Origin of the sequence: Mitsuokella sp. UBA4253 (genome assembly GCF_002395285.1) — a bacterium.
In the GTDB taxonomy this organism is placed as follows: domain Bacteria; phylum Bacillota; class Negativicutes; order Selenomonadales; family Selenomonadaceae; genus Mitsuokella; species Mitsuokella jalaludinii.
Genome location: NZ_DGWR01000015.1, coordinates 1 through 12,533 on the forward strand (window position 1 = coordinate 1; position 12,533 = coordinate 12,533).

Consider the following 12,533-nt stretch of genomic DNA (forward strand, 5'->3'; position numbering starts at 1 on the left):
GCGCTTTTAAGCGCAGCTGGTAAGCAGAGGCCTTATAAGGCCGTAAATATAAAACCCCCGGCTATGCCGGGGGATATTTATTTAGTGTCTTGTTTTATAACAATATGCTATACAATCTGTAATCGCAATTTCATAATATCACACACCTGCAAGATAAATACATCCTTTTTCTGTGTGATCTATCTCATTTTTCCTGCAAGACAGCAGAATAGTGGTATGTATTCAAGGGAAGTCGTAGTACAATACAGACAGAAGGAAGAACTTCTCTTGTATATTGGCAAATATATGGATTGTATTTCTGAATCTGTAAAATCAAAATGCATATTGACCCTAATCTTAAGATATGGGTTATGATAAAACTAAACGTGCATTAGCCATATGGCAGATGCATGTATGAGAACAGTCCCGTTATTTTTAGAAAGGAATGTCATTGTCATGGATGTACAGGTTACAACCGCAAAGTGCACAAATGTACACGGGGGGGACGTCGCGATGGGGGAATGTCAGCCTAAGGCGGATGGAGCCGCCCTGCGTCATACGCCTAGTATCTGGGCAAAGAATCTAAAAGATCTGCGTGAGCGCAATAACTTATCCCAGGCGGATGTCGCCAAGGTCCTGCACTGCAGTCAGGTCGCCTATGGCATGTATGAGCTCGGCAAGCGCAAGCTGCCGATAGAGCGGCTCATCATACTGGCGAAGTATTATCATGTATCGTTGGATTACCTGGTTGGGCTTGCATGATGAGACTGTGGCAGCCGAGATGACAGCATTCGCGGAGGGATAATCATGAAGAACAACAAGATCACAATCGGCCAGATGGCCAAGTTGAATCATACGACATTGGCGACACTGCGGCTCTATGATGAGAAAGGACTGCTGAAGCCGATAGAGGTCAATCCGAAGAGCAACTACCGCATCTACGATGTCAGGCAGAGCATGGTGTTCCACATGATCCAGCACAACAAGGATCTAGGCCTGAGCCTCAAGGAGATTGCGGCTATCCTGGATCACTCCAGTGCCGACTTCCTAGTGCATACGTATAGCCAGAAGGTCGTTGAGCTGGACCGGAAGATGCGTGAGCTGCAATGGCAGAAAAGAGAGCTCCAGAAGGTCCTTCGCTGGAATGACTATTTCACACACCGGCCGCCCAAGGACACCTTGACGATTGGGTACGTGCCGTCATCCCATGTCTACATGAAGAAGGCGGTGCGCAATTACTTCCAGGAGGATTTCGGCAGCGTCGTCTACGATCTCTCGTGCATGGAAGGAGAATTGCACAAGAAGAAAATTCGCGGCGTCTATCCGTACAATGCCTTCCTGACGGTGAAACAGGAGGATTTCCTCGCGGGGCGCTGCCGGGCAGATCGGATTGGCATGATCGTCCCCGATGACAGCACGGAGAAAGTAAAGACGGAGACGTACGAGAGCAGTACGTGTGCCTGTGTCTATTTCGAAGATTTTGAGCAGGCCCCGGCCTACATGGAGAAGCTCCTGGCCTACTGCCAGCAAGAGAACTGCACGCTGATCGGCGATGTCACCTGCCAGATCATCGGCGTCCTTGATGCGCAGGATTTCCGCAAGACCGCCGAAACCCTGCGCTTCCAGGTGCCTATCCAAAGAGATGACAGCAGCGCGCCTTCAGCAGAAAGCATATCCGGTTGACCCCTCACAGCATGCGACATTATCCCTGCCGCATGCTGTTTTTATCTCCAGCAACAACAAATTGATATATCATACATATCTAAAGAACGATGATAGATAACAATGTCGAGATTGACTGTGCGACAACAATAGGTCTTATCCTAAAACTAAATTTAATCATATGAATTCAGTGATAAATGAGAGTGGAGGGGAAGACCGAATGAATCGAATCTACAAAGTCATCTACAGCAAGGCACGACAGTGCTACATCGTCGTGTCCGAACTCGCTAAGCGGAACCACAAGAGCAGTCAACCGTCAATCGATCACAGCACCCCAGCCCTGGCCCGCATCATCGCCGTGACCATCGCCGCCGGAGCCCTGACGTTGGGGAGCACGCCGGGCATCAGCTGGGCCGCGGATAAGGATATTGTGGACAAAGGGGGCCAGCCCATTGCTTACGACATCAGTCCGGCCAACGACGGGACCAATATTGCCATTGGCAAGAATGCCAAGGTCTTTATCGGCGGCGGGACCCAGGAATCCATGCTTTCCTTCGGGGAAACGGTCAAAGGTTCTTACAGCATGAACATCCATGATAACAACCATGCGAAGCAGAATCTGCCGGAAGCCATCGCCGTGGGGACGAATTCTTATGCCCGCACAGGAGCCATTGAAATCGGGGCCCATACTTTGGCTGAAAATAAGATTTCCATCGGTGATACCACAGCGGACCAACTGCGTCAGTTTGGTGTAGCCTCCACCACACTGGGGACCAATTCCTATACCGGCGGTGGTTTTGCTACTACCATTGGCAGCTATAATGTACAAACTAATCAGTATGAAGCAAAAAATTTCTGGGATACGTTAGGCAATGCGACGAAAAATGCATTTTCTACGGTTATCGGCACCTTCAATTCCAATGAATCCATGACAGGAAGCAGCAGCAGCGGCGTCGCCAATATGATTTCCGGTATGGCCAACAAAGTGACCAACAGCAACGGTGCCATCGTCATGGGGGCCGGAAATAGTGTAAAAGAATCAAGCAGCTACATTGATGCCTCTCCTTACAGTACGCACTTTGACTCTGTTGCCGATATGCAGAAAGCTTTGATGGATGGCGTTGCCAGCAGTGCGGGCGGTGCTACCCTGGTCATCGGCGGCGCCAACAGCGCTGAAAAGACCCAGAATTCGCAAATCATGGGCGTGGGGAACTCCATGAAATCGACGACTGACGAGAAAGTACAGTACAACTATCTGGATGGGTTCAACAGTTCCATTACCGATGCCAGCCATGTAAAGGTACTGGGTCAGAGTGTTACGATCAATAAGGGCGCTGATTCCAATACGGTCATCGGCGATTATCGCACCGTAGCAGAAGGCCAGACCCATAACGTGATTATCGGCAATGCCGACGAAAAGACGCCAATCACAACCTCAAATAAAGACACTGTCATCGTCGGTCATAATGCCAATGCTAAGGTCGATGGCGGTGTGGCCCTTGGTGCAGGTTCGGTAGCTTCTGTTGATAAGGATGCAGTTGGTTATGATCCGTCTGGAACTGACCGCAATAAAGATACAAGCGGCATTTGGAAATCGACGGCGGCTGCCGTTTCCGTCGGCGATGCTTCTAAGAACATTACCCGCCAGATTACTAACGTCGCAGCTGGCACGCAGGATACGGATGCCGTCAATGTGGCTCAGTTGAAAGCGGCTCAGACGCATTTCTACAGTGTAAATTCCACGGATTCTACTGCAAAGAATTACAAGAATGATGGCGCTACCGGAACTAATGCTCTGGCGGCAGGTGTTGGAGCAAACGCAGATAAGGCGAGTGCTGTTGCTATCGGCGATACGGCTTATGCAGGCAGTGCTAACGGTGTCGCTATTGGTACTGGCTCCTGGATTCGTTCTAGTGATGGTAGCAAACCGAATGCTAACGGCGGCGACGTGGCCATTGGTCAGGATTCCCATGTTGATTCTTATGTTAATCAGGGCGGAAGTATTGCCCTCGGTCAGAATGCACGTGTTGAAAATATGTACGGCAATACCGAGAAGAGCTGGGCCTTTGGCCAGACTAAGTTCGATGACAATAACATTCCGCTTACACCGGGAAATGAAGCCGGTGGTATTGCCATCGGCCGCAACAGCTTTGCTCGCACAGGCAGCCTGATGGTCGGTTCTCACATGTATAAAGGTGCCATTGCCGATATAGACGAAGTAGATGGTACGGATTCCCAGAAACTGCGCGATAACTTCAATAATGTCAATATGACGACCCTTGGCACAAACAGCTTCAACAACGGCACGTTCGCTACTGTAACGGGTGCTTATTCCGCTACGACGGCCAAGAAGAAGATTCAGAACTTCGCAGCTACCGTAGATGGTTCGCTGAACAGCATTGAGTCGTATAAATATCAGGATAAGGACGCAGCTGATAATTCGGGCGTGGCTAGCAGCATCGTCGGTACGGCCAACCGGATTGCCAACTCCAACAATACGACGATTCTCGGTGCGGGCAATGAAGTCACCAATTCGCTGACCGATATCGAGGCTCCGACGGAAGGCGGCGATTCGGCCAAAGCTCTGCAGGACACGTTGAAAGGAAAACTTCAGCAGGATGCCAAGGGAGCTGTCGTGGTCTCCGGTATCGGCAATACAGTCGATTCGTCTCATGGCGTATCCGTACTGGGTTCCAGGAACGTCGTCAAGATGACAGATAACATCCAGCTCCTCGGTGATAACCGTGAAGTGACAAGTGCAAATGGCTCCGTCATCAAGGGCTCCGTCATCATCGGATCAGCTGACAGCAAGATGACGACATCGGTAACTGATGCAACGATTCTCGGCCATAATGCCAACGTCGAAAAAGCAGGCGGTGTAGCCCTTGGTGCCGGTTCTGTAGCTTCCCGTGAAGAGGGTGTGGCTGGTTATGACCCGGCAACGAAGACAGATTCAACAGATTCTTCGGCCACCTGGAAAGCAACCGATGCTGCTGTTTCTGTTGGCAAGGAGGATGGCACGATGACCCGCCAGATCACGGGCGTGGCTGCTGGTACTAAAGCCACGGATGCTGTCAACGTAGCGCAGCTGCAGAAGGCCATGGAGACTGTTCAGGCATCTGCTGAGACTAGCGACACAGATACGCATGTCAAAGCAGGCACGTATGCGGTCACGACAGTCAAGGATGCAACCGGTAAGGAGACGCAGGGCGTAGCCCTTGATGTGGTCGACAAGGCTGGCGCTCCGGTTGGTAAGGTCACGATCACTGATGTAGCAAAAGCCAGTGATGTAGGTGATGTTTCAAAACTTGCTACAACTTCTAAAACGGTGGTAGGTGCCATCAATGACGTCAATACGAAGGTCGATACGGTAGACAAGAAGGTTGACAAGGTTGATACGAAAGTCGGCAACTTGCAGTATGTTGCTGAAGGTAAGGCGAAGGTTGTCGCAAATAACGACAGCGTAACGACGGCTATCGGCAAGCTCGATCAGGCGATTGGCAATGCATCGACGGAGGCTGGCAAGCATACGGTCGTTTCGACGGAGGACGCCAACCTTACGGTGAAGAATATTGCCAAGTCGGGTGAGGCAGCGAACTATCAGCTGGCCCTGAGCAAGGATATCAAGGTTGATTCTGTCACTACAACGAAGGTTACGTCCGATACGGTCAACACGAAGAACCTTTCGGTCAGCGATGCTGCTTCGATTGGTGATGTGACGATCAACAAGGACGGCCAGGGCACGGTTGATGGCCTCAAGAACACGACCTGGGATGCGAAGAACATCACTTCGGGCCGTGCGGCAACGGAGGACCAGGTCAAGGCTGCGACGAAGAATGCGGTCAACTACGATGGCGATGACAGCAAGACCATTACGTTGCGGGAAGACACGACCATCAAGAATGTGGCCGATACGTCTATCGATAAGGGTTCTAAGAATGCCGTCAATGCAGGCACGGTCTACAACGAGACGCGCGTCCAGAAGGATGGCACGTACGTGAAATCGTCCAACACGGCTGGTGAGAACATCTCGGCGCTCGACAGCCAGGTGGCTTCGAATGCTTCGAGCATCACGAACATCAATGGCCGTGTGAACAACCTCGACAGCAAGATCAACAAGGTCGGTGCCGGTGCGGCGGCTCTGGCGGCGCTGCATCCTCTTGATTTCGACCCGGATGACAAGTGGGACTTCGCTGTTGGCTACGGCAACTACCGCGATGCCAACAGTGCGGCTGTCGGCGCGTTCTACCGCCCGGATGAGGACACGATGTTTAGCCTCGGCACGAATTTCGGCAATGGCGAGAACATGATCAATGCAGGCGTCAGCTTCAAGTTCGGCCCGAAGGGCAAATCCCAGATCCGCCCGGGCTCCACGCAGGAGATCACGGAGCTGCGCGCAACCGTCGCCCGTCAGGACGATCAGCTCAAGAAGCAGGACAGCGAGATCAAGGAACTCAAGGCCATGGTCCAGCAGCTTCTCGCCGCGCAGGACAAGAAGACTGCCACCAAATAATATCGCATAGCCCGCCGCAAGCGGGTACCGCAATATAATACAAGGGTGCGCTCAAGAAAGTTACTTTCTTGAGCGCACCCTTTGCTTATCCTGCTGAGTGCAGCACGAATTCTAATGGATACACTCTTTTTTGTCTGGCCGGAAAGGTGTAAAATGCGGGCAGAGTATCGTGTTTTGTTTGAATTGAGGGTGTATGTATGAATCGGAAAACCAGGGCAATCCTTTTGTTGGCGGTGATGCTTTCTTTGGGCACGGCGGCTCCTGTCTGGGCGGCAGAGGCGCCCCCTGCACCGCAAGTGCAGCAGCAGGAGCCGGACTTTGTCACGACGGCAGACCAGGCCATCCAGGATGTCCGGACGGTGGGCTTTGTCGATACGGATGGCTCGAAGCTCAAGGCCATCGTGCTCTCGTATGACCGGCCGATACCGGCTGCGGCGGTCGATGTGAGCACGTTTGCCATTGAGAACTACGGCATGACGCTTCGAGAGCAGGATCTGACGCAGGGCACGTCGCCCGGCGCGCTCAAACGGGTCTATGTCAATGATGTGCCGGACACGGATGCGGCGGGCGGCAAGGCGTCCGGCTCGTATGTCATCCTGGAAGTCAACACGGACTACCAGACAGGCCGCTTCCCGCGCTCGTACGCCATCACGATGTACGCGGGTGTGACGCAGCAGAAGGCGATCCGGACGGCAGAGGGCATCATCCTGCCTTCGGATCAGGCGGTCACGAATTACATGAAGGAGACGTATGTCGGCTACGATCCGCAGACGGGGAAGAGCCGCCCGCCGGAGTCGTACAATTACGCGAAGGAAGGGGCTTACCAGATCAAGGGGATCGAGGGGTATCAGCTGCATACCATCGAGAACGGTACGGCATTCCACGCCACGCACTGCTTCGATGAGGCGAATGGCAAGTACTGGGACTTTGATCTCCCGTATGCGCTCTACGTCCCGGCGGACTACAGCCCGCAGAAGAAGTATGGGCTTGTCCTGCACATCCACGATGCCGGCTCGATGAGCTCGGATCCGCGCCTGACGCTGACGGAGTCGCAGGCGGCAGCCAACTACGCTTCGGCGTCGTTCCAGGCGCTCGCCAAGGAGAACGGCCTCGACGGGGTCATCGTCGTCTGCCCGGCTATCGCCGAGTTTTATCCGATGGATTCGGCCAACCCGCATTACAACCTCCGCATGGCGCGCGACAACTGGACGCTGAGCTGCGCGGAGCCGGCAGTCTGGGAGCTGATGGATGCGATCACGCAGCAGTACGCGATCGATCCAGACCGGATTTACGGCAGCGGCCAGTCCATGGGCGGCATGACGGTCATGGCGATGGCGGCGCAGCGCGACAATTACTTTGCGGCGCTGCTGCCCATGAGCTGCAAGTGGGGCAACAACTTCAACAAGGAGTACCCGTTCAACGGCACGTCGTACTACAGCATGCCGGCCGACGGGAAACTCGTCTGGCAGAAGGACAGCGACGGCCGGCCGGTGGATTACCGCAACTGGTTCTACATGGTGTCGGATGACAACATCCTCTATCTCAATACGGCGCAGGAGAATACGGAGTACCGCGTGCTCTACGATGACCTCGCGGGCGCACAGGTCCCGCGCCGGGATCTCGTCCTCGATGATAAGACGACGGCGTCCAAGCGCGATGCCTCCATCCGCCGCCTCGTGTCGGAGCCGAATGAGACGGGCATCTACCAGGCGGTGCTCACGGGCAATGTCAGCCATATGTCGGCCTGGTTCTACGGTCACGGCACGCCGGCCTGCTACGACTGGATGCTGAAGCAGACACGCCAGACGGAGATGGCGCGCCCGAAGCTGCCGTTGAACCGCCCGTTCGCGCTGGCTGATTCGCAGAAGAAGACGGCGGACCACATCTGCTCGGTGGACCGCCAGGATCCGTCGAAGGTGGTCTATTACCCCACGGGCAAGCGCGGGGCCGGCACGGAGGGCTACAACTCTGGCGTGACGGCGCTCGGCTCTGCTGCCAGCCTGCCGCCGGGCTGGACGCCTGCGGATCCTGCGCCGAAAGCGAAGTGACGGCAACGTAAAAAATCGCATCGCCATCTGGATGTACTATCCGGAGGCGATGCGATTTTTTATGTCAGATTGCGCTGGCCTGCGGCATGAGGCCGATGAACTGCTGGACGGCTTCTGACGTGTAGCGCTTGGGGTTTGTCAGGGCGTAGAAGCTGCGCCGGCTCTCGGGGGCGGCGAGGCGGTAGAATGAGAGGCGGCTGTCCTTGTGGGTGATGAGACGGTCGCTCAGGAAGGTGGCGGCGAAGCCTGCTTCGGCGAGACGGTAGGCGGTGGCCATCTGGGAGAGCTCCATCTTGACCGCGGGCTCGATGCCTGCCCGGTGGAAGAAGCGCATGGCGCGGTCGTGCAGGTTGTTGCCGCTGCGCAGCAGGATGAAGGGCTCTGCGGCAAAGTCCGTGAGGTCGACGCTCGGGCAGTCGGGGTCGAGGTGGCGCCCGGCGAGGATGTCTGCTGCCGTCAGGCGCTCGCGCTGCGCGTGGCGGGGACCGTCCCCGGGGATGGCCAGCAGGATGGTGTCGGTGAAGGCGGGCGTGCTCGCGAAGTTCTTTATGACGCAGTCGTCACAGCTGAAGGTCAGGTCGATCTCGCCCTGCTCCAGCATGTGGGCCATCGCGTGGGAACTGCCTTCGAGCAGGTTCAGGCGGATCTGCGGGAAGGCCTGGTTGAACGCGGTGAGGATGCGGGGCAGGATGTAAGCGTTGATGAAATGGCTGCTGCCGATCGTGATCTCGCCGCGCTTCAGCTCGCGGATGTCATCGAGCTGATGGCGAAGGTCCTGTTCGAGCGCCCGCGTCCGCTCGATGGCCCGGAGGTAGACGTGCCCGGCGGTGGTCAGGCTGATGGGGCGCGTGCTGCGGTCGAAGATCGGCATGCCAATCTTGTCTTCGAGCTTGCCGATCGCGATGCTCAGGGCCGGCTGGGTGATGAAGAGCGCCTGCGCGGCCTTGGAAAAGCTCTTCTGCTTGTAGACTTCATAGACGTAGCGCATGTCCTGCTGCATGGGAATTCCTTCTTTCTTCTGGCGTCTGTCTGGGGTATCTCGTGCCTATTATTATATCAGATTTATCCTGATGTAAAATCTATAAATTGGAATAAATAGGGGAAATGCGGTATGCTTTGGGTAATGACGAAAGACGAAGACTTTGGATTCACGGAATCGAGCAGAGCGGAGGAATGAAGATGGAACAGAGCATCAATGCATTGCTGATGGACGAACACGATAATGTCGTGACGTGTGTCAAGGAAGTGAAGCGCGGACAGAGCGTCGTCTATCAGGACGGCGCAGCGCTCCGGACGCTCGTGGCGGAGGAGGATATCCCGTACTGCCACAAGATTGCGCTGACGGATCTCGCAGCGGGTGAGGACATCATCAAGTACGGCGAGAGCCTCGGCAAGCTCGTCGCTCCGGTCAAGAAGGGCCACTGGGTCAACGACAAGAACTTAAAGAGCGTGCCGCGCGACTACGAGAGCGAGCTCGCGGGCGATGATTTCGTGATGCAGGCCAAGCGGTCGGCTGGCGCGCCGGACCTCGCGCCGTTCTCGTTCTGGGGTTACCGCCGCGTGGAGGGACGTCCGGGCGTGCGCAACCACGTTCTGATCCTGCCGACGTGCGCCTGCGGCAGTGAGTGCTGCCGCATCGTCGCGAGCCAGGTGCGCGGCGCGGTCAACATCGTCTTCAACACGGGCTGCTCGGATGTGGCGGCCAATACGGCCATGAGCCAGAAGGTGCTGACGGGCTTTGCCTGCAACCCGAATGTCTACGGCGTCGTCATCATCGGTCTCGGCTGTGAGACGGTCCCGCATGCGGCGCTGCGCGAGAAGATCCAGAAGATGACGAGCAAGCCTGTCGCTTCGTTCGGCATCCAGGAGGAGGGCGGCACGCTCAAGACGATCGAGAAGGCCGTGCGCACCGCGCGCGATATGGCGCAGCAGGCCGGCATGCAGCAGAAGGAGCTGTTCCCCGCATCGGAGCTCCTGCTCGGCATCGAGTGCGGCGGTTCGGATGCGACGTCGGGCATCGCCTGCAATCCGGCTGTCGGCGAGCTCAGCGACATCCTCGTCGACATGGGTGCTTCTGCCATGATGAGCGAGTCCATCGAGTGGATCGGCGGCGAGCACATCCTCGCCAAGCGCGCGGCGACGCCTGAGATCCAGCGCCAGATCATTCGCGTCTGCGAGGCGTATGAGGCGCATCTCGGTGCGGCAGGCCAGGACTGCCGCGCCGGCCAGCCGACGCCTGGCAACAAGGCGGGCGGCCTCTCGACGCTCGACGAGAAGAGCCTCGGCTGCATCCGCAAGGGCGGCACGCGCCCGATCGTCGAGGTCCTCGAGCAGGCGGCGCGCCCGACGAAGCGCGGTGCGCTCGTCATGGACACGGCGGGCTACGACATCTCGTCGGTGACCTCGATGGCTGCGGCGGGCTGCCAGGTCATCATCTTCACGACGGGCCGCGGCACGCCGACGGGCAATGCCATCGTGCCGGTCTGCAAAGTCACGGCCAATGAGCGGACGTACCGCTGCATGGAGGACAATATGGATGCCGACCTCAGCCCCATCGTGCGCGGCGAGAAGTCTGTCCCGGAGATGGGCCGCGCGCTCGTTAAGGAGATCGAGTCCATTGCCAATGGCCGCCTGACGAAGGCCGAGGCATTCGGCTTCTCAGACATTGCAGTCGATCACGTCTGCCGCTACGTCTGATTGCAGCACATCCCCTTGCTGATCTTTCCCTGAGCCATGCCTCAGTTCTATGACTGCCGCTTCGCAATAAGCATTTTGCGAAGCGGCAGTTTTTTTGTATGATAGAGGCAAGCAGGATTTTCAGGTGAATTTTACAAAGACTTGTTATAGTATGTACAGGGAACTTTACTCAGGAAGGGATTGCAATGGACAAAGATCACGATAGACAAGATCATGGCCGTCAGGAAAGAGAGGCGCAGGGCAGGACGATGTCGCGGCGCAGGTTCCTGGCCATCTGCGCGGGCGCTGTGGTGCTGGCAGGCGGCGGCTGGGCGCTCTCGCGCACGGAGCTGGCGGGACGGCTGGCCAAGCACGCGCTCGGTGCAGCACAGGGAAGGCCCGTCCTGCGCGATCTGCGCCAGGTCATCGCGTCGGACAATGCCCATGCGCGCACGATCATGTGGCAGGCGGATGTGAAATGGACAGATGCGGTCGTCGAGTACCGCCTGAAGGGCGCGAAGGCCATCGAATCGAGCCCGGCTGCACGCGAGTCGTTCACGGACGACGGCGTGACGGTCGAGCTCTACACGGTAAGGCTCTGTGGACTGGAGGCGGGCCAGCCGTATGAATACCGCATCAAGGCAGACGGCCAGTATGATGACTGGCACGCGCTGCAGACGGATGATGGCGGCGCGTTCTCGGCGCTGATTTTTCCGGACTCGCAGTCGAATGACTACACAGACTGGAAGCACCTCGCGCAGGGGGCGGCAGAGCGCAATGAAGGGGCAGACTTCTTCATCAATATGGGCGATCTCGTCGACAACGGCGAGGACCACCGACAGTGGGAGGCGTGGTTCGACGCGGTCGCGGGCATCATCGACCGCATCCCCGTGGCCCCCTTGATGGGCAATCACGAGACCTACAACGAGGACTGGAAGGTCCGCGAGCCTGTGGCGTACCTGCACGAATTCGCACTGCCTGCAAACGGCAGCGAGGAGTTTGCGGGGCGCTACTACTCGTTCGACTACGGCCCGGCGCACTTCATCGTGCTTGACACGCAGACGGAGGAGGCAGCGGATTTCCATCAGGGCCTGCTTGAAGCGCAGCAGGCGTGGTTCCGCGAGGATGTCAAGAAGACCGACAAGACGTGGAAGATCGTGCTGATGCACAAGGACCCGCTGCAGTACCGCATCACGAACCGGCCAGACCGCAAGGAGGGCTTCTCAGATGAGGGGCGCGCCTGGATGCCGCTCTTTGACGAGGCGGGCATCGACGTCGTCTTCTCGGCGCACCTGCACACGTACCGCAACCGCGGCCATATCAAGAACTTCCAGCGTGATGCAAGCGGGCCGCTCTACATCCTGACGGGTGTCGCGGGCAATGTGCGCTATCCGGGGCTCTGGGTCGACCATGCGCTCGACAAGGTCATCGCGCCGCAGCCGGAGACGGACAATTACCTGACGCTCTGCGTCAAAGATGCGAGCGTGGAGATTGCCTGCTTCCTGCCGGACGGCACGGAGATCGACCGCGAGACGTTGCGGAAATAAAACGCTCGAAAACAGGACAATCCAATACCATTTCCACCCCCATCTGTGACAAATCCCATATCCAGTTGCCCGCCTGTGTGATAGCATAGTAGGTAATATGAGAAGCGA

7 protein-coding genes are annotated in these 12,533 nt (G+C 56.7%); 6 read left to right on the forward strand and 1 reads right to left on the reverse strand.

The features are described 5' to 3' along the window. Window positions 1-492: 492 nt before the first annotated feature. The 4 genes from B2X55_RS07375 (at window position 493) to B2X55_RS07390 (ending at window position 8,202) form a co-directional block, all read left to right on the forward strand. Entirely contained in the window at window positions 493-741 is a 249-nt protein-coding gene (locus tag B2X55_RS07375) for a helix-turn-helix domain-containing protein (protein WP_081828392.1), read from the forward strand. Window positions 742-786: 45 nt separating this feature from the next. After that, a complete protein-coding gene (locus tag B2X55_RS07380) occupies window positions 787-1,662 on the forward strand; it encodes a MerR family transcriptional regulator (RefSeq protein WP_036374811.1) in 876 nt (291 codons plus the stop codon). 199 nt (window positions 1,663-1,861) lie between these two features. After that, window positions 1,862-6,154, forward strand: a complete 4,293-nt coding sequence (locus tag B2X55_RS07385) for an ESPR-type extended signal peptide-containing protein (RefSeq protein ID WP_286821547.1) — start codon at window positions 1,862-1,864, stop codon at window positions 6,152-6,154. Between the two features lie 236 nt (window positions 6,155-6,390). Then, the gene (locus B2X55_RS07390; RefSeq protein ID WP_286821790.1) at window positions 6,391-8,202 is read left to right on the forward strand and encodes an alpha/beta hydrolase-fold protein; all 1,812 of its coding nucleotides are present in this window, start codon (window positions 6,391-6,393) and stop codon (window positions 8,200-8,202) included. 64 nt (window positions 8,203-8,266) lie between these two features. On the opposite strand, the gene B2X55_RS07395 is transcribed toward B2X55_RS07390, so the two are convergent. Beyond that, window positions 8,267-9,202 carry a LysR family transcriptional regulator gene (locus B2X55_RS07395; protein ID WP_255240969.1) on the reverse strand — a complete coding sequence of 312 codons (936 nt, stop codon included), beginning with the start codon at window positions 9,200-9,202 and terminating at the stop codon, window positions 8,267-8,269. A gap of 179 nt (window positions 9,203-9,381) precedes the next feature. On the opposite strand from B2X55_RS07395, the gene B2X55_RS07400 reads away from it, so the two are divergent. Together B2X55_RS07400 and B2X55_RS07405 are read left to right on the forward strand one after the other, a co-directional pair. Beyond that, window positions 9,382-10,899 carry a UxaA family hydrolase gene (locus tag B2X55_RS07400; protein ID WP_286821549.1) on the forward strand — a complete coding sequence of 506 codons (1,518 nt, stop codon included), beginning with the start codon at window positions 9,382-9,384 and terminating at the stop codon, window positions 10,897-10,899. A gap of 185 nt (window positions 10,900-11,084) precedes the next feature. Then, entirely contained in the window at window positions 11,085-12,425 is a 1,341-nt protein-coding gene (locus tag B2X55_RS07405; protein ID WP_414683490.1) for a metallophosphoesterase, read from the forward strand. Window positions 12,426-12,533 lie beyond the last annotated feature (108 nt).

Bases quoted from the DNA above. Each gene is read 5' to 3' on its own strand.
- B2X55_RS07375 (WP_081828392.1), top strand. From the start codon at position 493: ATGGGGGAATGTCAGCCTAAGGCGGATGGAGCCGCCCTGCGTCATACG.
- B2X55_RS07380 (WP_036374811.1), top strand. From the start codon at position 787: ATGAAGAACAACAAGATCACAATCGGCCAGATGGCCAAGTTGAATCAT.
- B2X55_RS07385 (WP_286821547.1), top strand. From the start codon at position 1,862: ATGAATCGAATCTACAAAGTCATCTACAGCAAGGCACGACAGTGCTAC.
- B2X55_RS07390 (WP_286821790.1), top strand. From the start codon at position 6,391: ATGCTTTCTTTGGGCACGGCGGCTCCTGTCTGGGCGGCAGAGGCGCCC.
- B2X55_RS07395 (WP_255240969.1), bottom strand. From the start codon at position 9,202: ATGCAGCAGGACATGCGCTACGTCTATGAAGTCTACAAGCAGAAGAGC.
- B2X55_RS07400 (WP_286821549.1), top strand. From the start codon at position 9,382: ATGGAACAGAGCATCAATGCATTGCTGATGGACGAACACGATAATGTC.
- B2X55_RS07405 (WP_414683490.1), top strand. From the start codon at position 11,085: ATGGACAAAGATCACGATAGACAAGATCATGGCCGTCAGGAAAGAGAG.